Below are 22,300 nucleotides of genomic sequence, written 5' to 3'. Positions count from 1 at the left end.
AAACAAAAGCCATCATGAGACATATTCTTTTTTTTGCATCGCTATTATTCTTTTTTTCTTGTGGAGATAAAAAATCTTCGAATGAAAAATTTCTTTTAGATTCTTCAGGGAGCATAAATAATGTTTCTGTAGTTGTCGATAATGAGCTATGGAATGGTAATATTGGAGAAACAATAAGAACAGTGCTAGCTAAACCAATTTATGGTTTACCGCAAGATGAACCCACATTTACTATTAGCCAAATACCACCAGCTGTTTTTTCTGGTTTTGTAACTAAAAACAGAACCGTTTTAAAAATAGAAATGAATAAAGAAGCTGGTCTTAAGGTTTTAAAGGATGTATATGCCAAACCCCAAAAGGTTATAGTGGTTTCTGGTAAAACCAAACAAGAGGTCATTGATTTGATTACTCAAAATGAGGTGAAGATAATAACAACTTTTAGGAACGAAGAGATAGCCGAAAGACAGCGTCAAATGAGTAAATCGCCACACAGGTTTACTTCAATTAAAGAAAAATTGGGGTTAACAATTCAATTTCCGTCTATTTATAATGTTGCTAAAGAAACTGATAATTTCTTCTGGTTTAGAAAAGACATTACAACAGGGCATTCGCATTTAATGATTTATGAATTGCCTTTTGAAGCTTTAAAAAGGGATGATAGTACAGCAATACAGATCATAAAAATTAGAGATTCTATCGGTAAGGCTTATTTTAAAGGTCGATTAGATGAAACTCTAAATACTGATGGAAATCCCATTAGTTCTTTTATGGTAACAGAAGATGCTTATGCGCCTTTTCATGGTGAAACAATTTTAGATAATAAACCTGCTTTCGAAACCAAAGGCCTTTGGGAGTTAACCAATGATTTTATGGGAGGTCCATTTATTAATTATACTATTGAAGATAAAGTAAACAAACGGTGGGTTGGTATTGAAGGATTTATATTTTCACCATCGGTTGAAAAGCGTGACTATATGCTAGAACTTGAAGCTATTATTAAATCTGTTAAAATGGATTAGGTTAACAGATAAATTTTTAAATAAAAAAAGACCCGAATAGGTCTTTTTTTATTTGTCTAAAAAGTAAAATGATTACTCTTTTTTATCTTCTTTTTTGTCTTCTCCGTCTTCTTTACTAGCGTCTTTAAACTCTTTAATACCACTACCTAATCCACGCATTAATTCTGGTATTTTTTTTCCACCAAATAATAACAAAACAGCAAGTACTATTAGTGCTATTTGCCAAGGTCCAATCGCTAATGGTAACATATATATGCTCATAATAATAGTTTTATGATGCAAAGTTAATAATTAATGTTTAATAATATCGTTTTAAGCATAACTTTAGTACAAAGACAAATAGATATTATAATAATCTTTAAGTGTTTTCCGAATTAAAACTATTGAATAATAGTTTGAAGTTTGGCTGTAACTATAATTTGTAAAAGTTTTATAGATAGGTTTCTTGTTTTTGATGCTAGTACCGTCTGAATAATTCTGATTTATGGGAAATAATATTAGTTTGCATTTCTGTTTGTCAGTTAGTTAAAATCAAGTCTTTATTCTTGGTTCTAAAAGTAAAGCGGTCTTATGTCTTTAGTCGGACAATTAATGAATAATTTTATTTAATTTTGTTCTAAATGAAAGAAAATAAGAAACCAAAGAAGATAAAACGAAAATTATTAGATAAGTACCGATTGGTAATACTTAATGAGAATACGTTTGAAGAACGCTTGTCGTTTAAGTTAACACGGTTAAATGTTTTTGTTTTAGGCTCTATAATAGCCGTTTTTTTAATAACATTTACTTATTTATTGATTGCCTATACACCTCTTAGAGAATACATTCCAGGGTATTCATCTACAGCTCTAAAAAAGCAAGCCACAGAATTAAATTATAAAACAGATTCTTTACAACGGGTTATAGCTATGAATGAGTTGTATTATACATCTATTAAAAAAGTATTAAAAGGAGATGTAAGTGCAAGTGATTTTAATAAAGATTCAATTATCGAAGCCGTTAGAACAGAAGCAAGTGAAGTTAATTTTGCGCCTATATTAGAAGATTCAATTTTAAGAGAGAAAGTAGATAAAGAAGACAAATACAATTTGTTTGAATCGGCCACATCTGCAACTAACTTTGTGTTATTTCCACCAGCAAATGGTACTATAAGTGAACCTTATAATTTAGAAGAAAAACATTATGCTGTAGATATAGTGTTAGCAAAGGATACACCTATAAAAGCAACTGCTGATGGGATTGTAATTTTTGCTGAATGGACAGTTAGTACAGGATATGTTATTATCATAGAACATAGTTATGGATTAATTTCTGTTTATAAACATAATGCAGCACTAACAAAAATACAGGGAGATTTGGTTAAAGCAGGAGAAGTTATTGCTACTGCAGGAAATACAGGAGAATTGTCAACAGGACCACACTTACATTTTGAACTGTGGAATGATGGTTATCCAATTAACCCAACAAATTTTATAGATTTTAAATGAAAAAAGTACTCAGTATTCAGTTGCAGTATTCAGTTCACAAAAACTACTTTACCAATCTGATGAAACATATTTTGTCTTTCGTTTTCTGTCTTCCGACTTTTACAAAACCCATTAAAAATTCTCTTGATTTTAAAATACAAACAAGATAATGTTATCACTAAAATCTGCACTTGCAAAACCATTTGCAAAACGTATTTATAAAAGTATTCGAAAATGGGCTAATAACCCTATTGAAACGCAAGAAAAAGTGTTTCAAAGCTTAATATCTAAAGCTGCGGGTACTGCGTTTGGTAAAGATCATGATTTTATAAGTATAAATTCTTATGAAGATTTTGTAAAAAGAGTTCCAATTAGAGACTATGAAGCTCTTAAACCCTATGTAGAAAAAGTAGTAGCAGGAGAAGAAGATATTCTTTGGCAAGGGAAACCTGTTTATTTTGCAAAAACATCAGGAACCACTTCAGGGTCTAAATACATTCCAATTACTAAAGATAGTATGCCAGCCCATGTTGAAGCAGCTCGGAATGCTATTTTAATGTATATTCACGAAACAGGCAATAGTAAGTTTGTAGATGGAAAAATGATTTTCCTTCAAGGAAGCCCCATTCTGAATGAACAAAACGGGATTCAACTGGGTAGACTTTCTGGAATTGTAGCGCATTACGTTCCCAAATATCTTCAAAAAAACAGACTCCCATCTTGGAAAACGAATTGTATTGAAGATTGGGAAACAAAAGTAGATGCTATTGTTGAAGAAACTTTGCCTGAGAATATGACTATTATTTCTGGTATTCCTTCATGGGTGCAAATGTATTTTGAAAAACTTCAACAAAAAACAGGTAAAAAAGTTGGTGATATTTTTAAAAACTTCAACCTATTTATTTTTGGAGGTGTTAATTACGAACCTTATAGAGCTAAGTTTGAAAATTTAATAGGAAGAAGCGTTGATAGTATAGAATTATATCCAGCAAGCGAAGGTTTTTTTGCATTTCAAGATACTCAAAAAGAAAAAGGGATGCTGCTTCAGCTGAATTCTGGAATTTTTTATGAGTTTGTTAAAGCAGATGAGTTCTTTGATGAAAACCCTAAAAGAATTACCATTAAAGATGTTGAAATTGGCATCAATTACGTGATGATTATTTCCACCAATGCAGGCCTTTGGGCATATAATATTGGGGATACGGTTGAGTTTACTTCAACAAAACCGTATAGGGTGATCGTTTCAGGGCGCATAAAACATTTTATTTCAGCTTTTGGCGAACACGTCATAGGTAAAGAAGTCGAACAAGCGATGCAAGAAGCACTTATAAATTCAAGCATCAGTGTATCGGAATTTACGGTAGCTCCTCAAATAAATCCAGAAGAGGGTTTGCCATATCATGAATGGTTTATAGAGTTTGAAAACGAACCTGAAGACATTTCAGATTTAGCTAAGAAAATAGATGAGTCGCTTCAAAAGCAAAACTCATATTATTTTGATTTAATAGATGGTAAAGTGTTGCAACCTCTTAAAATAACTAAGGTTGAAAAAGGAGGCTTTCAAGATTATATGAAATCTATTGGAAAATTAGGTGGACAAAATAAATTACCAAGACTGTCAAATGACAGGAAAATAGTTGAAAGGTTTTCTGATAAGAATTAAACCAAATAATACTATCTTTGGGGCGATTAAAAAGACAAATGAATACTAAAAAACATCATTCTAGAACGAGAGCCCAAGAGAGTTCGAATGCCATTGAGAGGATGTATATTACTATGCGTCATTTGTTTAATAGAGGATTCTATAAACCTATGGGAATTTCAGGCGAAACTTTACGGCAGTCTTTATTGCTTTTACGCCCAGAAATATATGGCTCTATTGGAGAAGAAAAAGCCGAATTAGAAGGGTTGCTTTATGTCATCGATAGACTTCCTACTGGTATTGAAGAATGTACTTTTATTAATTTAACCAGTGATGAAGGTTATGGGAATTCTCATTTTAAGCCTATAATTCCAGAAAAAAGGCGTCGTAATTGTTATAGAATAGATGCTGAACAGATGAATATCGAAATTACTCGAGGACGATCAGAAATCTATGATATTTTAACGCACCTTACCTTTCTTTTCATCGAATCTCATAAAATAAGTAATCGTGTTTTAATTGATGAACAAGGGGCAACAACAAGAGATTGGATAAAACTAGAAAAAGCAGTTTTATCGAAAAAGAAGCTAACACAAGATGAGCGTGAAGTTGCCATCACACATGTCGCTAATATCTTAGGCAGAACTTTTAAAGAACTAAGAAGTGTTTATGATGAGTTTGCGACCACTTCGCAACCAGAAAGGCTACTTCATATAGTATATTGGCTGGGTAAATTAGCTATAGAAGAGCAAATACACAATAACAAGAGAACAGTAACCTTTAGTCCTGTTCTACGAGAACGAATAGGGCATCACATACATGGAGAAATTTGGGCTGATTCTATAAAGGCAACTCTGTTAAAAAATGATTTATTAGAAAGGCCAATACATATAATTAGTGCCAACATGCACAGTGTTATGAATACACTTTTTGTATCTAGTGTATTGAAACCAACAAAACCAACAAAAGATGTTTTTGAGGTCTATGAGTCTTTAAGTAGAAAAGAAAATGAAGGACTTCGAAATAAAATAAATAAAGAAGCGTTACTTCGAGGGATGATTTATATTAAAGACACTTCTGGAGCGAATATTGATGTTCAAATTTTTGACACTAATAAAATAGATGTTTCTAAAATAGACATTGAAGTCAGCGAAAAAGTATTAAAAGAAGACAAGCCAGTTATATTAGTAATGGATTATGCTTTTGGAGAACAAGCGTATGAAACCATTGATGAACTATTGAAGCCATATAAAAATAAAGGAAAGAATACACATTTAAATGTGGAATCGGTATCAATTATGGGTAAAGCAGGAATTTTAGAAGGAGGCAAAGGAGATATTATGATCCCTTCTGCGCATATTTTTGAAGGGACAGCAGATAATTATCCTTTTTCAAACGAGCTTAAGAAAAAAGATTTAGAAGGTCAAGGCGTTGATGTTTATGAAGGGTCTATGATTACTGTTTTAGGAACTTCATTACAAAATAAAGATATATTGAAATTCTTTTACAACTCAACCTGGCAAGTTATAGGATTAGAAATGGAAGGAGCACATTATCAAAAAGCAATTCAGGCAGCTTCAAAAGTTAGAAGCAGTATTAGCTCCAATGTAAAAGTAAGATATGCTTATTATGCCAGTGATAATCCTTTAGAAACAGGAGCTACACTTGCTTCAGGAGGTTTAGGGACTTCGGGAGTAAGACCGACATATTTAATAACAAGAACAATATTGAAACAAATACTTAATTAATACGTATAATTATGAGTAAAGATTTGCCACAGTCACAGCAATCTGAAGAAATAGATTTGGGACAACTTTTTAAGCTAATAGGGAATGCTTTTAATAACCTATTCCGTTTTATAGGAAGCATTTTTAATAAGCTTTTTTTAGCGTTTGTCTGGTTAGTGTTTTTTGTAAAGAAGCATGTTTTAAAATTGGTCATTGCAGGTGTTGCAGGTGTTGTTTTAGGAATGGTGTTGGAAAAAACATCTGAGCCTGTTTATAAGTCTTACATTACGCTAAAGCAGAATTATGATACTGGAGAAAATTTATATAATGCCATTGGCTATTATAAAAGCTTAGTAAAACAAGAAGACATAAGTACCTTAGAAAATGTTTTAGGTATAAGAACGGTAGAAGCTGAGTCTATTTTAGATTTTCAAATAGAACCAGCCATTAGCGAAAATCAAAAAATTAAAGAGTTTGATGATTATCTTCAAACACTTGACACAGCATTAGCAAAGACTGTAGAATATAAAACATTTTTAAAAAACACGAATGACTACAGTCATCAATATCAACAAATAACTATCAAAGCAAAAGAGAGGAATAATTTTAAAACGGTTTTTGATAGAATTATTAATAATATTAATTCTAATGCTTACTTTAAAAGAGAGCAGGAAAAAGATTTGAAGGAGTTAAAACAGCAAGCTCTTGCAGTTTCTGCATCATTAATTAAATCGGATACTTTGTTAGCAGTTTATCAAAAAGCGATTGTGAAATCTGCTGAAAACAATAACGATTTTCAGGCGCAAATCACGATAGAAAGAGGTAATAAAAGTTCAACTAAAGAGTTCGACCTTTATACCAAAGATTTAGAATTAAGACAAGAACTAGTTGAAATACAAAGAAAAATAGACGACAAAGAACATATTATTGAAATCACATCTAGTAAACAAGATAGTGGAACGATAGATGATAAAAAGGAGTTTTTTGGTAAATCAATAAGTCCTAAAAAATATTATGCGCTTATATTAACTATGCTTACGTTTATAGCTTTACTAGCTATAAATTTTATTAAGTTTTTAGAAGGTTATAAAGATAAGATATAATAAATGACAATTTTAATTACTGGAGGGGCTGGGTTCATAGGATCAAATTTTATTGTTTATTTTCTTAAACACTACCCTCTTATTAAAATAGTAAATTTAGATAAGCTAACTTATGCAGGAGATTTATCTAATTTAAATGAAGTTGTTAACAATAAAAACTATAAGTTTATTGAAGGAGATATTTGCAATAGGAATTTGATAGAACAGTTATTTAAGCAATATAACTTCAATAAAGTTATTCATTTTGCAGCAGAATCACATGTAGATAATTCTATAAAAGATCCAAATAAGTTTATAAATACGAATGTTTTAGGAACATTTAATTTAATAGATGTCGCTAAAAGCCATTGGATGGAGGCTCCAAATAAAATAAAAAAAGACTATGAAGAGTCTAGGTTTCATCATATTTCTACAGATGAGGTTTATGGTTCTTTAGGGGGTACAGGGTTGTTTACAGAACAAACACCATACGCTCCAAACAGTCCATATAGCGCATCAAAAGCATCTTCAGATTTTATTGTAAGAAGCTATTTCCATACTTATGGAATGCATGTAGTGACGACAAATTGTTCAAATAATTATGGGCCAAAACAACATGATGAAAAATTGATTCCCACAATTATTAGAAAAGCATTAAAAGGAGAAAGTATTCCTATTTATGGTAAAGGTGATAATGTTCGTGATTGGTTATATGTAGAAGATCATTGTAAAGGAATAGACTTAGCTTTCAGTGAAGGGATTTCAGGTGAAACATATAATATTGGTGGTAGAAATGAACGAGATAATTTATATATAGCAAATACAATTTGTGATATTTTAGATAAAGAACTACCTAAAAGTATATCATATAAAGATCAGATTACGTTTGTTAAAGATAGACCTGGGCACGATTTTAGATATGCTATTGATGCCACCAAAATTGAAAAAGAATTAGGCTGGAAGGCAGAAGAAAACTTTGAATCGGGAATGAGAAAAACGATTGATTGGTATATTAAGAAGTATAATGTTTAATTTAGAAAAATTTCCACCTGCGTGGAAATGAAAATAGAATTTTCAATGAAAGGAATCATATTAGCAGGAGGATCTGGAACACGTTTACACCCGCTTACTAAAGTAGTGAGTAAGCAGCTTATGCCTGTTTATGATAAACCAATGATTTACTATCCTTTAACAACATTAATGTCAGCTGGAATAAATGAAATTTTAATCATTTCGACATCGAAAGATACACCTAAATTTAAAGATTTGTTAGGAGATGGTAAGGATTATGGTTGTAGTTTTTATTATGCTGTTCAAGAAGCTCCAAATGGTTTAGCGGAGGCTTTCTTGATTGGAGAAAATTTTATAGGAAAAGATAGTGTAGCACTTATTTTAGGGGATAATATTTTTTACGGATCTGGGTTGGAACAAATTTTAAGGACTAATACTGACCCTAAAGGAGGAGTCGTTTTTGCATACCATGTTTTTGATCCTCAACGTTATGGAGTTGTAGAATTTGATGAAAATAATAAAGCAATTTCCATTGAAGAAAAACCAAAACATCCTAAGTCTAATTTTGCAGTTCCAGGGATTTATTTTTATGATAATAGAGTGATTGATATTGCAAAAAACATTAAGCCAAGTAATAGAGGTGAATTAGAAATAACAGATATTAATAAAGTGTATTTAGATAAAGGAATTCTTAATGTAGAAATTCTTGATAAAGGTACTGCATGGCTTGATACAGGAACCTTTAATTCGCTTATGCAAGCTTCGCAGTTTGTACAGGTGATAGAAGAGCGACAAGGACTAAAAATAGGCTGCATTGAAGAGATAGCATATAAAATGGGATATATAAACAAATCTCAACTTAATAAACTTGCCCAACCATTACTTAAAAGTGGCTATGGTGAATACTTACAACATTTAATATAGAAATGATCGTTGAAGAAATATATTTAAAAGGTTGTTTCGTTTTAACACCACAAGTATTTGAAGATGAACGAGGCTTTTTTTTTGAAAGTTTTAATAAAAAGATCTTTGAAGCAAAAACAGGAATTACTGTTAATTTTGTACAAGATAATCAATCAAAATCCTTAAGAGGCGTTTTAAGAGGCATGCATTTTCAAACCGGAGAATATGCACAAGCCAAATTAATACAAGTTATAAAAGGAAAAGTGCTTGATGTTTGTGTAGATATTAGAAAAAAATCTCCAACGTTTGGTAAGAGTTTTTCTGTCATTTTAGACGATATTGAGCATAAACAAGTTTATATTCCAAAAGGGTTTGCACATGGCTTTTTGGTTTTAGAAGATGACACGATCTTTTCTTATAAATGTGATAATTTTTATAATAAAGAATCTGAATCTGGTATTTTATATAATGATAAAGATTTAAATATAGAATGGGATTATCCACCGGATGAACTCATAATATCAGAAAAGGATAAGCAATTGTCTTCATTTAAAGATTTTGTAAATGAGCACTAAAATTTTGGTAACTGGAGCCAATGGGCAATTAGGAAAAACAATTGAAGAGTTATATTCTGATAATCAAAATGGTCTCGATTTTGTTTTTGTGTCTAAAACAGAATTGGATATTACAAAACAGAAAGCATTAAGACTTTTTTTTAATAATAACGATTTTGATTATTGTATAAATTGCGCGGCGTATACAAATGTTGAACAAGCAGAAAAAACACCTGAAATTGCTTTTAAAGTGAACGCGTATGGGGTTAAAAATTTAGCTGAAGTATGTAAAGAAAAGAATACCGTTTTAATTCATATATCAACCGATTATGTGTTTGATGGTGAAAAAGAGGAGCCATATACTGTAGAAGATGTTCCAAACCCGATTAATGAATATGGTAAATCTAAGTTGTTGGGAGAAAATTGTATTCATGAGATATTAGATGGCTATTTTATAATTAGAACATCTTGGTTATATAGTAAAGTATATGGTAAAAACTTCTATAGATCAATTTTAGAAAAAGCAGAAAAAGAAATAGATCTTTATGTTACAGTAGAGCAAGTAGGATGTCCGACAGATGCTATTAATTTATCTAAATATATTATTCAAATAATTGAAACAGAAAACGATAACTTTGGAATACATCATTTTTGTGATAGAATTTCTATGACCTGGTTCGATTTTGCTAAACAAATTTTACAAGAGAATAATATTGATAACAAGATAAATCTTGTTAAAGTAAACAAATATCGTACTTTTGCCATGAGGCCAAAAAGATCAATTTTATTAGAAAAGTTAAATTAAAAAATGCAAAAAAAAATAGCATTAATTACAGGAGTTACAGGTCAAGATGGGGCATATCTTAGTGAATTTTTATTAAAAAAAGGATATGAGGTTCATGGAGTAAAAAGACGATCTTCTCTGTTTAATACAGGTAGAATAGATCATTTATATCAAGATCCACATGTTGAAGATCGTAATTTCTTCTTACACTATGGAGATTTAACAGATAGTACAAATCTTACTAGATTAATTCAAGAAGTTCAGCCTGATGAAATTTATAACTTAGCAGCTATGAGTCATGTACATGTGTCTTTTGAAATGCCAGAATACACAGCTAATGCAGACGGAATAGGCACTTTGAGACTTCTTGAGGCTATTAGGTTATTAGGGATGGAAAAAAAAGTTAGAATTTATCAAGCTTCTACATCTGAATTATATGGCAAGGTACAAGAAGTTCCTCAAACCGAAACAACACCTTTTTACCCAAGAAGCCCTTATGCTGTTGCCAAAATGTATGCATATTGGATAACAGTAAATTATAGAGAGGCCTATGGTATGTATGCATGTAATGGGATATTATTCAATCATGAGTCGCCAATACGAGGAGAAACTTTTGTGACCAGAAAAATCACTAGAGCAACCTCTAAAATAGCACTTGGTTTACAGGAAAAAATATTTTTAGGAAACCTTGATGCCCAAAGAGACTGGGGCCATGCTAAGGATTATATAAGAATGATGTGGATGATTCTTCAAGCCGATGAAGCTGAAGATTGGGTGATTGCAACAGGAAAAACTACGACTGTTCGTGATTTTGTTAAAATGTGTTTTGCTTATGTAGGTATTGAACTTGAATTTAGTGGAGACGGTGCTAATGAAAGAGGATATATTAAAGCTTGTAATAATTCTAAATATCAAATTGAAAAAGGAAAAGAAGTTATTGCTGTTGATGAAAAATACTTTAGACCAACCGAAGTTGATTTACTAATTGGTGATGCAACTAAAGCAAAAGAGAAATTAGGCTGGGTTCCAAAATATAATTTAGCAGATTTAGTTGAAGATATGATGTCTAGTGATATCATTCTTATGGAAAAGCAACAATACTTAAAAGATGGCGGTTACAGGATTAAGAACTACTTTGAATAGGTTTAATGAATAAGAATTCTAAAATTTACGTTGCGGGTCATAGTGGTCTAGTTGGTAGTGCTATAATAGAAAACCTTAAGAATAAGGGGTATTCTAATATAATAACTAGAACCCATGATCAATTAGATTTAACAAAACAAAAAAAGGTTGCTGATTTTTTTAGTAATGAAAAACCTGAATATGTGTTTTTAGCTGCAGCGAAGGTTGGAGGGATTGTTGCCAACAATGTTTATAGAGCAGATTTTATTTATGAGAACATGATGATTCAAAACAATGTGATTCATCAAAGTTACCTTAACGAAGTAAAGAAGTTATTATTTTTAGGGAGCACATGTATTTATCCTAAGAATTCACCTCAACCAATGAAAGAAGAGTACCTTTTAACAAATACTCTAGAGTACACGAATGAACCTTATGCGATAGCTAAAATCGCAGGCATTAAAATGTGTGAAAGTTATAATTTACAGTATGGTACTAATTTTATTTCGGTGATGCCTACTAATTTGTATGGGCCTAATGATAATTTTGATTTAGAAAAATCACATGTATTGCCAGCTCTTATTAGAAAAATTCATTTAGCTAAATTATTGTCTGAGTCAAAAAACGATGAGGTTGTTAAAGATTTAAAAGTTAATACGATTGAAGAGGCTAAAGTATATTTGAAGACCTTTGGTGTATCTGCTGATAATGTTGAAATTTGGGGCTCAGGAAAACCAAAACGGGAATTTTTATGGAGTGAAGATATGGCAAATGCCTGCGTGTTTATTATGGAAAACAGAGATTTTTTAGATATGTATTATGGGAAAGACAAAGAAATTAGAAATACACATATCAATATAGGTACGGGAACAGATATATCTATTAAAGAGCTAGCTGAAACCATAAAAACAATAGTTGGTTTTAAAGGAGGTTTAGTCTTTAATGTTGAAAAGCCTGATGGTACTATGCTTAAATTGACTGATGTTTCTAAATTGAATGGTTTAGGCTGGAAACATACAATTGAACTTGAAGAGGGAATAAATAATTTGTATAATTGGTATATATACAATTCTCATAATGACAAAAACTAAAGTTTAAAACAGAAAACCATTAAAGAGGTTATAAAATTAATTTAAATTAGAATAAAAACCGCATGCTAGATTTAAACGGAAAATCAATATTGATTACTGGAGGTACAGGGTCACTTGGAAAGGCATTAACAAGTCATATTTTATCAAAATATCCGGAAACAAGAAGGTTGATAATTTACTCTAGAGATGAACAAAAACAATTTCAAATGGCTCAAGAATTTTCTTCACAGAGATATCTACAAATACGCTATTTTATTGGTGATGTTAGAGATAAAGAGCGTTTGGAAAGAGCATTTCAAGGCGTTGATTATGTTATTCATGCAGCGGCTATGAAACATGTTCATATTGCAGAATACAATCCAGATGAGTGTATAAAAACAAACATTGGAGGTGCTGAGAATGTTGTTAATGCTTGTTTTAAAACAAAAGTTGAACGTGTTGTTGCGCTTTCAACAGATAAAGCTTGTGCACCAATTAATTTGTATGGAGCAACAAAACTAACTTCAGATAAATTATTTATTGCCGCCAATAACATTAAAGGAGAAAATCCGATTCGATTTTCTGTCGTTAGATATGGAAACGTTATGGGGTCTAATGGTTCGGTAATTCCTTTTTTTATTAATAAAAAGAAAAAAGAAAATATATTGCCAATTACGGATCCTAATATGACACGTTTTAATATTTCTTTAGAAGGAGGTGTGGATATGGTTATGCATGCGTTAGAACACGCTTGGGGAGGCGAATTATTCGTTCCTAAAATACCATCGTATAAAATTATGGATGTTGCTGAAGCTATAGGGCCGAATTGTGAAAAACCGATTGTTGGAATTAGACCAGGAGAGAAAGTGCATGAAGAAATGATTACACCTTCTGATTCTTTTTACACTTATGATTTAGGGAAATATTATACAATTCTTCCGGCAACGCATAAATGGAGTTTAGAGGAGTTTATAGAAACGTTTAATGCTAAAAAGGTCTCTTTAGGTTTTAGCTATAATTCTGGAGAAAATGATGAGTGGGAAACTATCGAAGGTTTAAGAAAACTAATTAAAGATCATGTGGATCCTAATTTTAAAATATAAATGTCTATTATAGCTATTGTTCCTGCCAGAGGAGGAAGTAAAAGAATTTCTAAAAAGAATATAAAGGCATTTTTAGGAAAACCAATTATTACATATGCTATAGAGAATGCATTAAAATCTAATTTGTTTGATGAGGTTATGGTTTCTACTGATGATAAAGAAATAGCTGATGTAGCTATTGAGTTTGGAGCCAAAGTTCCTTTTTTAAGAAGTGATAAAAATTCAGATGATTATGCTACTACTATAGATGTCATAACTGAAGTAATCAATTCTTATAAGAAAATTGGAAAAGTGTTTAAATATGCTTGTTGTATTTATCCATGTACTCCATTATTGACAAAAGAAAAATTAAACGAAAGTTTTCGAGTGTTAGAAAACGGAAATTTTGATTGTGTTTTTCCTATTATAAAGTACGGTTTTCCAATACAAAGGGCAGTAAAAGTAAATGGTAATTTGGTTGAAATGTTTCAACCAGAACATTTAATTACGCGCTCTCAGGATTTAGATTCATCTTATCATGATGCAGGTCAGTTTTATTTCTTTAATGTAGAAAAACTCATCAGTAAACAAAAGCTTTTAACCAATAACACAAGTTTTATTGAACTATCTGAAATGGAAGCTCAGGATATTGACAACATGGTAGATTGGGAATTAGCAGAAGTAAAATATAAAATGCTTCATTCAATATAATGAGAATATTAATTACAGGAGTTTCTGGAATGTTAGGTTCCTCAATGGCCGTTGAACTTTCAAAAGCGCATCAAGTTTTCGGTACGGGAAATTCAGAAATGGATTTACCAATCAATTATTGTATTTTTGATTTATCGAAAGGTTCATATAAAGAATTAATAGATTGGTCTAAACCAGAACTTATTATTCATTGTGCAGCTTTGACACATGGTAATTATTGCCAGAAAAACCCAATGGAAGCCTTAAATGTCAATGGCTATTCAGTATCAAAACTTTTAGAGGCAACTGATGAAAAGGTGAAATTAATATACGTGTCAACAGACGCAGTTTTTTCATCTGGAATTCATTTAGCTAAGGAGTCTGATTGTGTATTTCCAGAAAATGTTTATGGTAAATCTAAAGAGTTAGGTGAGTTCTTTATTTTGAATTCTTACAGAAATTGCCTTATTATTAGAACTACCATAGTAGGAATGAATATGTATAGAGACAAGAGCGGTTTTGTAGAGTGGATTATGAATTCTAGTCAAAATAATGAAGAGATTACTTTGTTTGATGATGTTTTATTTACTCCAATTTCAATATGGGATTTTATGGAAGAAATAAAATTCTTAATAACATTAGAAAGCTTCTCCTCTAAAATTCTTCATATTTCTGGTAATGAGGTTTGTACTAAATACGAATTTGGAATGTTACTACTTGAAGAATTTTCTTTAAATGTAAAAAAGGTAAAAAAAGGATCAATAAATATTTTTACTGATAGAGCTAAAAGATCAAATGACCAGACTTTGGATTGTACATTCTATCAAGAAAAATACAATCGTAAATTACCTTCATTAAGGAAAACAATAAAAACAATGAAAAAAGTATATAACAATGAAAAAAGAGATTAAGATAGGTAAGCACACCATAGGAGATAATCACCCCACTTATTTTATTGCAGATATAGCAGCCAATCATGATGGGGATATTGAAAGAGCAAAATTACTAATTAAACTAGCAAAAGAATCAGGAGCAGACGCTGTAAAATTTCAACATCACGATGTGAAGAAATATGTTAGTGATTATGGTTTTAAAAATCTAGGAGGAAAATTTAGTCATCAATCTAAATGGGACAAATCTATTTTTGAAGTGTACAAAGATGCTGAGGTTCCTAGATCTTGGACAGAAGAATTAAAAGACTACTGTGATGAGTTAGATATCACTTTTTTCACAACACCTTATGATTTAGATACTGTAGATTATATTAATAAGTATGTTCCTGCATTTAAAATTGGATCGGGGGATGTTGCTTGGCATGCAATGTTAGAAAAAATTGCAAAAACAAATAAACCTGTTTTGTTTGCAACAGGAGCGTCTAATATGCAAGAGGTGATTAACGCGGTTAATATTCTAAAACCATTAAACAATAATATCATTTTAATGCAGTGTAATACTAATTATACTGGAAGTGATGAAAATTTTAAATATATAAATCTTAATGTACTAGAAGCGTATAAAACACTGTTTCCAGATATAATTCTGGGATTGAGCGATCATACTCATGGTGGAGTTACAGTTTTAGGAGGTGTCGCTTTAGGAGCTAAAGTAATCGAGAAGCATTTTACAGATGACACGACTAGAAAAGGACCAGATCATCCTTTTTCGACGGATCCTAAATCTTGGAGAAAAATGGTTGACGACACAAGGTTATTAGAAAGTGCAATGGGAAATTGCATAAAAAAAGTAGAAGAGAACGAAGAGCAAACAGTAATTTTACAACGGAGAGCTATACGTGTTATTCAAGAAATTAAGGAAGGTGAAGAAATTACAATGAATAAAATTCAATTTCAAAGACCTAGTCCTGCAGATGCATTTGATGTTAATCAAGTAGATAAAATTCTAGGTAAGAAAGCAAAATCAAATATACAGAACGGTGATTACATTCGCCTAAATTCTATTGAATGGTGAAAAAAATAAAATATTCAATTATTATCACTACTTATAACTACGAGAAATACATTGGTTATTGTATAGATTCCTGTCTCAATCAAAGTCAAAATATAGATTATGAAGTCATTGTTGTTAATGACGGAAGTACAGATAACACAGAAGACGTTTTAAAGAGTTATAAAAATGAGTTTTTGAGCTACTATACTATTCCAAATAGTGGTATTGAAGGAGCTTCTAATTTTGGCTTTAAAAGGGCAAAAGGATCATATATAGTTCGAGTAGATGCTGATGATTTATTAAACAAGGACTTTCTCAAAATAATGGATAGTCACATTGATGATAGTTCTTTAAAATTTTATTACTCCAATTATTTTGTAATTAATAATGCTGGAAAAGTTTTAGAAGAAGTTTCATTACCACCATTTAGTAAGGAAGAAATACTCAATAGGGGAGATTTTTTAGCAACGGGAACAGTTTATCGAAAAGATTACTTAGAAAAAATTGGATTCTATTCAGAAAAAATAAAAAATACAGGGTTGGAAAATTACGAATTAATGTTATCTCTTTTGACAATGGGAATTAAAGGAAAAAGAATTCCAGATCCTTTGTTTTGCTACAGAAGACACGATCTTAATATGTCTGAAATAAAGAGAAAAAAAATCATTAACTATGGTAAAGAATTGTTCAAAAAATTTGATGCGGGGATTTTTAGGACAAACGAAAACCATCCTTATAAATTAAAGTTAGATTGATGAAAAAAGTTTTAATAATTGCAGCTCATCCGGATGATGATATATTAGGTTGCGGAGGTTTAATTTCTAAGTATAAAAATGAAATAGATTTTAGAGTTATATTTATAGCAGAGGGGTCTTCATGCAGGTTTGATAAAGAAAATCTAAAAAGTGAACAGACTCTCCAAATAATAAAAGAAAGAAATGAGTATGGTATTAAGGCACTTGAATTGCTTGGAGTAAAGGATTATGCTTTTTTTGATTTACCCTGTGGTAGGTTAGATCAGGTTCCTATTATTGAAATTAATAAAATTATAGAGAAGGAAATTGAAAGCTTTAAACCAGATACTGTTTTCACCCATTCTTTCGAAGACACCAATAATGATCACATTATTGTACATAGAGCGACTCAAATGGCTACAAGACCTGGCAGTAATAGTTTTGTAGAAAAAGTTTATACTTACGAAGTATTGTCCTCTAGTGAGTGGAGGTTTACGCATACATTCTCTCCAAATTATTTTGAAGCGTTGTCAGAAGAAGATGTTCGCTTTAAATGGTTAGCATTAGCGGAATATGAAACAGAAATCAAAGAATTTCCGTATCCAAGATCTGAAGATGGAATTTTTGCTTTGGCCAAATATAGAGGTTTGCAAAGTGCGAATGCTTATGCTGAAGCATTTAAGTTAATTAGACAAATTATTAAGTAAAAATATGAAAATTGCATGTATAACCTATAGAGATTGGGCAATTAATATATACGAGAAAATATATGAAGTATATAATGATAAGCATACATTTCTTATTTGGAAAACAAAAGATGAGTTCAATGCTGAAGAGTTAAAAGAGTTTAAACCAGATTTAATACTTTGGTATGGTTGGAGTTGGATTGTAGATGATCTTTTTGTAAATGATTATGAATCAATAATGCTTCACCCGACACCATTACCAAAATACAGAGGAGGTTCTCCCATTCAAAACCAAATTATTAATGGGGAAAAGATTGGAGCAGTAAGTCTGTTTAAAATGAATGAAGGTTTGGATAAAGGAGATATATATCAACAACTTCCTTTATCTCTTTCAGGGAGCTTAAATGAAATTTTTGATAGGATTTCAAATCTTGGTTTTGCTGCAACTTGTAATATTATTGATGGTAATTATTCATTACAACCACAAGATCATTCTCAATCAACGTATTTTAAAAGAAGAAAACCTAAAGACTCAGAAATTACTTTAAAAGAAATACAAACAAAACCTGCTGAATATTTACACAATAAAATAAGAATGCTTAATGACCCTTATCCGAATGCCTATATAAGTACTATTGATGGAAAAAAACTATACTTAATTGAATCGAAAATATAAGAACATAATTTTATAAATTTACGTTAACTCTATATAACAAAATATGTCAAAATTAACAAAAAAGATTCTTTATTTTGATTATTGGGATGTTGGATATCGTAATTTTTTAAGATTAGACAGAAAATTTAAGGAAAATGATTTTCAAAGTTTATTGTTACATACAGCGTCATGGACAGGAGAAGAAACTGAAAAAGAAAAAGAAATTGAGGGATTAAAACTTAGGGATATTTCTTTTTATAAAACAATAAGGTTAAAAAATGTTATTATTAAAGAAAACCCAACTGCAATTATTATTCTTAATTTATCTTTTCTTTTAGATCGCGTCTTTGTCCAAATATGTAAAGAATTAAGAGTTCCCATTTTTCATTTAGCACATGGTAAATTAGTTACAATTGAAAGTGTTACAATTCAGAAAACAAATTCAAGAAAAAGAGCTTTAATAAAAAAAATAGATGTAAAAAACATATATTCTTTATATAACTATTTACTAGAATATGGAAGCGTAAAAAAAGTGTTTTCTCTTTTTTATAGAATGATAAAAAATCATACAGAATTTACAACTCTTCCTAAATATTGTTCCGAGCTAGAAGTTAATAAATCTTTTGTTTATTACCAATCTGATTATGATTTAATGGTTAAAGAGTTTGAATTTCCAAAAGATAAAGTTAATATAATAGGAAATCCAGAACTTGATGTTTTTTACAACTCTAAGTTGAAAAACAAAAAAGATTATTGCTCCAAGGATTTAAATATTAAAACAAATACTTATGTTGCATATATTGATGATGGTCTTTCAGAGATCCAAAATTGGGATATGGAAAAGTGGAAACTTTTTTTGATTGATGTAAATAGTGTTTTGAGAAAAAACGAAATACAATTAATTGTGAAATTACATCCTAGAAGAATAATAGAAGAGGAAAAATCTTTTTTTGAGGAGAATGATATAAAATATTTTCATGATATCGATTTCAAAAACTTTCTTGAACATTCACTATTTGTATTAAGTCATTATTCTTCTGTAATTGTTTATGCACTTCTGTTAAAAAAGAAAGTAAAATCTCCAAGATGGGGTGTTTCAAAAAATTTGGTTGAACAGTATCCTGTCGAGGTAGTTAATTATTATTATGAAAAAGATCATTTTGAGGAGAGTATTTTTGAAATTGATATTAATGAAGATCGTATTCAAGAATATATTATAGAAAATATTGGGAAAGTTGATGGAAAAAGTACAGATAGGATTGTTGATAGAATAATAAAAGACATTAAAGTAAATGTTTAAAATAAACAAAAGGATTACTGATTCTTTTTCTTACATATTTGTTTCTGGTGCATCTAAGGGGTTTAATTATATTTTACTACTATATTTTGCAGTTGGTATTTATTCTCAACAATATGTTTCAATTTTGTTGTTACTATCATTGGAACAAATTTTAAGTTTACTACTACCTTTGAATCAATCTAGTATCATTTATTCAAAATCAATATCTAATCATCAAAATATCACAAATAAAATAATAACAAGTTCTTTTTTAGTTGTTTTTGTTATAATATTAATGTTTTTTTTATTAAAAAATGTAATCTATAATTATTTTAATGTTCACTTAATTATAGTTTACATAAGTATATTTGTTAGTATGCTAATCAATTCTTATATGGTTTATTTAACAAATTATTATAAACTAATAGAGGAACATAAAAAGGCGTTATTAATTCAAGGCCTTTTATTAATTACTTTTTTATCAATTATTGGCTCAATATATATTTTTAAAAACATAATAGTTGCTTTCTTTTTGGGAAAAGCTATTGGTTTACTAATAGTGTTAGTTATTGTCATTGTATTTAATTTACAAAAATTCCAATTTAAATTGGACTATTTAAATTGGAACGAAATTAAACAAATATTGAATTTATTTTCGGTAAGCGTTCTAGGTTGGCTATCTGGATTGGGGTTTATGAACTTAGCTAAGCAATATTCAAATACTAATGAACTTGCCGAAATAGGCTATATTTTAAACGTATTTAATGTTTTCTTACTATTTAGTGTTGGAGTAAATTCTATCTATGGTCCTATTATTAGAAATCATTTAATGCAAAAAGCACTTAATAAAGCACTTAAAATAAAATCTAGAGTGTTCATAGTATATTTATCGGTTGGTGTTTTGTTCTTTTTAGTTTACATACTATTTTCAGAATTCAATCTTAATCAAAAAAGTAAAGCCATAATAAATGTAGTTCCTTATGTTTTATTAATATACATCTTTAACGCCTTTAATTGGGTTTCACAGCCATTTTATTTAATTTTGAATAAGTTTAAAGATTATAATTTAGTTAACATAATTACATATTTAGTATGGGGCTTTTTAATTTTGATGTGTTCATACTTTGAATATCAAAATTATATTTGGTTTTTGATAGCTATTCACTTCTTCAAAGGCTTATTCTCTTATTTTTATGCGAAAATGAATTTTATGAATCGTAAATATGAAACTTAAAACAGTTATAACTTTTTTATATTTAGTTACGAGCGCTGCATTGTTTCTGTTTATTAATGTAGAATTAATTATTTGGATTTCATTTTTTATAAACTATCTTCTAATAACAGTTATTGCATATTATCATTTGAATAAAGAAAAGAGTTATTCTCCATTTTTGACGTCTTATATTATTTTTTATTTTTTATTTTTTATTGTTGCCCCCTTAATTCAAATATCATCAATTGAATCCAATGAGTTTTTATTTCCGAATTATTACCCTTTTGATTACTGGGATGTTATTTATACTAATATTTTAATTTTAATTTTTAATCTTATATTTTTTTTAAGTTATATTTTTTTTAAGAAAAGAACATTAAAACCGAGAGTTGAAATTATAAGAAAAGAAAGTACTTTTTTTACTCCACTTATAATATTAATACTTTTTATTTTTTCTCTTTTTATTTTCATCTATAACTATGATTATTTAATGAGTGTATTTAGCAAAGCAAATATGCAAGAGTTTAATTTATCGAAAGGAGGGGTTTTATTAAGAAAAAAAGTTCTCTTTTTAATCCCATTGGGGAGTATTGTAATCACGTATAAATATTTGATAGAAAAGAGAAAAATAAATTCAAATACAATTATTTTATTTTTAGTGTTAGTTGCTTTATTAATTTTATTGTTCATATTTAAAAATCCTTTTACAGAAAAAAGAAATGCGCTAGGCCCTATCTATATAACCTTAATTTATCTGTTTTATCCAAAGTTAATTAACAGTAATGCTAAATTGTTTTTATTTTTGTTTGTATCTATGATCTTGGTGTTTCCATTAATTTCAGCAATTACTCATGTTAATATCAGTTTTGCAGAAATAATGTCAAATCCTATAGAGCTGTATCTTTCTTTCGTTAAACACGGAGGAATTGTTAATACCTTTAATACATTACATTACGATGCTTTTGCAAATATTATGGCTACAGTTGAATTCGTGTCTAATCAGGGATATTCCTTCGGATTTCAATTGTTGAGTGCTTTTCTTTTTTTTATTCCTAGAAGCATATGGGTTTCGAAACCTCTTTCAACTGGAGAATTGATTGGAAATTATTTGATAGAAGAACATCATTTTGGATATAATAATTTATCAAATCCAATTATATCAGAAGGTTATATAAATTTTGGGCTCTTTGGGGTTTTATTAATGGCAATATTCCTTGCATATTTTATTGTTAAATTTATTAGGTGGTTAAATTCAGGAAATTCTTTAAAAGAAATTATTGCATTTTATTTTGCAATTCATTTAATGTTTTTATTAAGAGGTGATTTTACAAATGGTTTTGTATACTTCATTGGAACTTTTATAGGGGTCGTAATTATACCCAATTTAATAATAAAAATTTTTAAAAAATGATTTTTCAGAAGTATAAGGAGAGCCTTTTAAAATTGGCGTTTTTTTTGATGTTTATATTATTATTATTTCCTTCTAATATAAAACCATTAGTTATTGGGTTCTTTGCTGTTATTGTGATAAATTTCATTTATTTTGAAAGATTGAAATTTGATGTAAAATATTTCATTATAAATGGGGCGATATATTTATTGCTTATCTTAAGCTTGATTTATACTGATGACAT

Annotated in this window: 22 protein-coding genes; 21 read left to right on the top strand and 1 reads right to left on the bottom strand. The window is 29.7% G+C overall.

Features of this window, described 5'->3' with window-relative positions; translation table 11 throughout:
* Window positions 1-14: 14 nt before the first annotated feature.
* Window positions 15-1,019 carry a DUF4837 family protein gene (locus tag EM932_RS05470; RefSeq protein ID WP_135876168.1) on the top strand — a complete coding sequence of 335 codons (1,005 nt, stop codon included), beginning with the start codon at window positions 15-17 and terminating at the stop codon, window positions 1,017-1,019.
* A 72-nt stretch (window positions 1,020-1,091) separates the two neighbouring features.
* Here the strand turns inward: EM932_RS05470 and tatA are convergent, their stop codons facing one another.
* Complete coding sequence (tatA, locus tag EM932_RS05465) at window positions 1,092-1,280, bottom strand: twin-arginine translocase TatA/TatE family subunit (protein ID WP_135876167.1); 189 nt, start codon at window positions 1,278-1,280, stop codon at window positions 1,092-1,094.
* A gap of 359 nt (window positions 1,281-1,639) precedes the next feature.
* Between tatA and EM932_RS05460 the strand changes: the two genes are divergently transcribed.
* From EM932_RS05460 to EM932_RS05365, 20 genes are all read left to right on the top strand, one after another.
* Complete coding sequence (locus EM932_RS05460) at window positions 1,640-2,506, top strand: M23 family metallopeptidase (RefSeq protein WP_135876166.1); 867 nt, start codon at window positions 1,640-1,642, stop codon at window positions 2,504-2,506.
* A 148-nt stretch (window positions 2,507-2,654) separates the two neighbouring features.
* On the top strand, window positions 2,655-4,148 hold the full coding sequence (locus tag EM932_RS05455) for a GH3 auxin-responsive promoter family protein (protein ID WP_135876165.1): 1,494 nt from the start codon (window positions 2,655-2,657) through the stop codon (window positions 4,146-4,148).
* Window positions 4,149-4,186: 38 nt separating this feature from the next.
* Window positions 4,187-5,875 (top strand): DUF6909 family protein, encoded by a 1,689-nt coding sequence (locus tag EM932_RS05450; RefSeq protein ID WP_135876164.1) that lies wholly within the window; start codon window positions 4,187-4,189, stop codon window positions 5,873-5,875.
* A gap of 11 nt (window positions 5,876-5,886) precedes the next feature.
* Complete coding sequence (locus EM932_RS05445) at window positions 5,887-6,957, top strand: hypothetical protein (protein ID WP_135876163.1); 1,071 nt, start codon at window positions 5,887-5,889, stop codon at window positions 6,955-6,957.
* 3 nt (window positions 6,958-6,960) lie between these two features.
* Complete coding sequence (gene rfbB / locus EM932_RS05440; protein WP_135876162.1) at window positions 6,961-7,968, top strand: dTDP-glucose 4,6-dehydratase; 1,008 nt, start codon at window positions 6,961-6,963, stop codon at window positions 7,966-7,968.
* 45 nt (window positions 7,969-8,013) lie between these two features.
* A complete protein-coding gene (gene rfbA / locus EM932_RS05435) occupies window positions 8,014-8,871 on the top strand; it encodes a glucose-1-phosphate thymidylyltransferase RfbA (RefSeq protein WP_135876161.1) in 858 nt (285 codons plus the stop codon).
* A 2-nt stretch (window positions 8,872-8,873) separates the two neighbouring features.
* Window positions 8,874-9,425, top strand: a complete 552-nt coding sequence (rfbC, locus tag EM932_RS05430; protein ID WP_135876160.1) for a dTDP-4-dehydrorhamnose 3,5-epimerase — start codon at window positions 8,874-8,876, stop codon at window positions 9,423-9,425.
* Window positions 9,415-10,209, top strand: a complete 795-nt coding sequence (rfbD, locus tag EM932_RS05425; protein ID WP_135876159.1) for a dTDP-4-dehydrorhamnose reductase — start codon at window positions 9,415-9,417, stop codon at window positions 10,207-10,209. Before rfbC ends, rfbD begins: the two co-directional genes overlap by 11 nt.
* A gap of 3 nt (window positions 10,210-10,212) precedes the next feature.
* The gene (gene gmd / locus EM932_RS05420; protein ID WP_135876158.1) at window positions 10,213-11,331 is read left to right on the top strand and encodes a GDP-mannose 4,6-dehydratase; all 1,119 of its coding nucleotides are present in this window, start codon (window positions 10,213-10,215) and stop codon (window positions 11,329-11,331) included.
* A gap of 5 nt (window positions 11,332-11,336) precedes the next feature.
* Window positions 11,337-12,401, top strand: coding sequence for a GDP-L-fucose synthase family protein (locus EM932_RS05415; protein WP_135876157.1), 1,065 nt, complete (start codon window positions 11,337-11,339; stop codon window positions 12,399-12,401).
* A gap of 62 nt (window positions 12,402-12,463) precedes the next feature.
* On the top strand, window positions 12,464-13,483 hold the full coding sequence (gene pseB / locus EM932_RS05410) for a UDP-N-acetylglucosamine 4,6-dehydratase (inverting) (protein WP_135876156.1): 1,020 nt from the start codon (window positions 12,464-12,466) through the stop codon (window positions 13,481-13,483).
* Window positions 13,484-14,173 carry a pseudaminic acid cytidylyltransferase gene (pseF, locus tag EM932_RS05405; RefSeq protein WP_135876155.1) on the top strand — a complete coding sequence of 230 codons (690 nt, stop codon included), beginning with the start codon at window positions 13,484-13,486 and terminating at the stop codon, window positions 14,171-14,173. It begins immediately after the preceding gene.
* Window positions 14,173-15,063 carry an SDR family oxidoreductase gene (locus EM932_RS05400; RefSeq protein WP_135876154.1) on the top strand — a complete coding sequence of 297 codons (891 nt, stop codon included), beginning with the start codon at window positions 14,173-14,175 and terminating at the stop codon, window positions 15,061-15,063. Before pseF ends, EM932_RS05400 begins: the two co-directional genes overlap by 1 nt.
* Window positions 15,047-16,120, top strand: a complete 1,074-nt coding sequence (locus EM932_RS05395) for an N-acetylneuraminate synthase family protein (RefSeq protein ID WP_135876153.1) — start codon at window positions 15,047-15,049, stop codon at window positions 16,118-16,120. The genes EM932_RS05400 and EM932_RS05395 overlap by 17 nt, the downstream gene beginning before the upstream one ends.
* Window positions 16,114-16,854 (top strand): glycosyltransferase family 2 protein, encoded by a 741-nt coding sequence (locus EM932_RS05390; RefSeq protein ID WP_135876152.1) that lies wholly within the window; start codon window positions 16,114-16,116, stop codon window positions 16,852-16,854. The genes EM932_RS05395 and EM932_RS05390 overlap by 7 nt, the downstream gene beginning before the upstream one ends.
* Entirely contained in the window at window positions 16,854-17,540 is a 687-nt protein-coding gene (locus EM932_RS05385; RefSeq protein ID WP_135876151.1) for a PIG-L deacetylase family protein, read from the top strand. The genes EM932_RS05390 and EM932_RS05385 overlap by 1 nt, the downstream gene beginning before the upstream one ends.
* A gap of 4 nt (window positions 17,541-17,544) precedes the next feature.
* On the top strand, window positions 17,545-18,195 hold the full coding sequence (locus EM932_RS05380) for a formyltransferase family protein (protein WP_135876150.1): 651 nt from the start codon (window positions 17,545-17,547) through the stop codon (window positions 18,193-18,195).
* A 43-nt stretch (window positions 18,196-18,238) separates the two neighbouring features.
* Window positions 18,239-19,474: a hypothetical protein gene (locus EM932_RS05375; protein WP_135876149.1), complete on the top strand. Its 1,236-nt coding sequence runs from the start codon at window positions 18,239-18,241 to the stop codon at window positions 19,472-19,474.
* A gap of 373 nt (window positions 19,475-19,847) precedes the next feature.
* Window positions 19,848-20,687, top strand: a complete 840-nt coding sequence (locus EM932_RS05370) for a hypothetical protein (RefSeq protein ID WP_135876148.1) — start codon at window positions 19,848-19,850, stop codon at window positions 20,685-20,687.
* A 469-nt stretch (window positions 20,688-21,156) separates the two neighbouring features.
* Window positions 21,157-22,077 carry a hypothetical protein gene (locus EM932_RS05365; RefSeq protein ID WP_135876147.1) on the top strand — a complete coding sequence of 307 codons (921 nt, stop codon included), beginning with the start codon at window positions 21,157-21,159 and terminating at the stop codon, window positions 22,075-22,077.
* The last annotated feature ends 223 nt before the right edge of the window (window positions 22,078-22,300 follow it).

Origin of the sequence: Flavivirga rizhaonensis (genome assembly GCF_004791695.1) — a bacterium.
Lineage (GTDB): Bacteria > Bacteroidota > Bacteroidia > Flavobacteriales > Flavobacteriaceae > Flavivirga > Flavivirga rizhaonensis.
This window is presented reverse-complemented; position numbering and strand designations above follow the sequence as displayed.

Bases quoted from the DNA above. Each gene is read 5' to 3' on its own strand.
- rfbC (WP_135876160.1), top strand. From the start codon at position 8,874: ATGATCGTTGAAGAAATATATTTAAAAGGTTGTTTCGTTTTAACACCA.
- EM932_RS05385 (WP_135876151.1), top strand. From the start codon at position 16,854: ATGAAAAAAGTTTTAATAATTGCAGCTCATCCGGATGATGATATATTA.
- EM932_RS05415 (WP_135876157.1), top strand. From the start codon at position 11,337: ATGAATAAGAATTCTAAAATTTACGTTGCGGGTCATAGTGGTCTAGTT.
- EM932_RS05375 (WP_135876149.1), top strand. From the start codon at position 18,239: ATGTCAAAATTAACAAAAAAGATTCTTTATTTTGATTATTGGGATGTT.
- pseF (WP_135876155.1), top strand. From the start codon at position 13,484: ATGTCTATTATAGCTATTGTTCCTGCCAGAGGAGGAAGTAAAAGAATT.
- tatA (WP_135876167.1), bottom strand. From the start codon at position 1,280: ATGAGCATATATATGTTACCATTAGCGATTGGACCTTGGCAAATAGCA.
- EM932_RS05460 (WP_135876166.1), top strand. From the start codon at position 1,640: ATGAAAGAAAATAAGAAACCAAAGAAGATAAAACGAAAATTATTAGAT.
- pseB (WP_135876156.1), top strand. From the start codon at position 12,464: ATGCTAGATTTAAACGGAAAATCAATATTGATTACTGGAGGTACAGGG.
- EM932_RS05450 (WP_135876164.1), top strand. From the start codon at position 4,187: ATGAATACTAAAAAACATCATTCTAGAACGAGAGCCCAAGAGAGTTCG.
- rfbD (WP_135876159.1), top strand. From the start codon at position 9,415: ATGAGCACTAAAATTTTGGTAACTGGAGCCAATGGGCAATTAGGAAAA.
- EM932_RS05390 (WP_135876152.1), top strand. From the start codon at position 16,114: ATGGTGAAAAAAATAAAATATTCAATTATTATCACTACTTATAACTAC.
- rfbB (WP_135876162.1), top strand. From the start codon at position 6,961: ATGACAATTTTAATTACTGGAGGGGCTGGGTTCATAGGATCAAATTTT.
- EM932_RS05370 (WP_135876148.1), top strand. From the start codon at position 19,848: ATGGTTTATTTAACAAATTATTATAAACTAATAGAGGAACATAAAAAG.
- EM932_RS05445 (WP_135876163.1), top strand. From the start codon at position 5,887: ATGAGTAAAGATTTGCCACAGTCACAGCAATCTGAAGAAATAGATTTG.
- EM932_RS05395 (WP_135876153.1), top strand. From the start codon at position 15,047: ATGAAAAAAGAGATTAAGATAGGTAAGCACACCATAGGAGATAATCAC.
- rfbA (WP_135876161.1), top strand. From the start codon at position 8,014: ATGAAAGGAATCATATTAGCAGGAGGATCTGGAACACGTTTACACCCG.
- EM932_RS05365 (WP_135876147.1), top strand. From the start codon at position 21,157: ATGAGTGTATTTAGCAAAGCAAATATGCAAGAGTTTAATTTATCGAAA.
- EM932_RS05470 (WP_135876168.1), top strand. From the start codon at position 15: ATGAGACATATTCTTTTTTTTGCATCGCTATTATTCTTTTTTTCTTGT.
- EM932_RS05400 (WP_135876154.1), top strand. From the start codon at position 14,173: ATGAGAATATTAATTACAGGAGTTTCTGGAATGTTAGGTTCCTCAATG.
- EM932_RS05380 (WP_135876150.1), top strand. From the start codon at position 17,545: ATGAAAATTGCATGTATAACCTATAGAGATTGGGCAATTAATATATAC.
- EM932_RS05455 (WP_135876165.1), top strand. From the start codon at position 2,655: ATGTTATCACTAAAATCTGCACTTGCAAAACCATTTGCAAAACGTATT.
- gmd (WP_135876158.1), top strand. From the start codon at position 10,213: ATGCAAAAAAAAATAGCATTAATTACAGGAGTTACAGGTCAAGATGGG.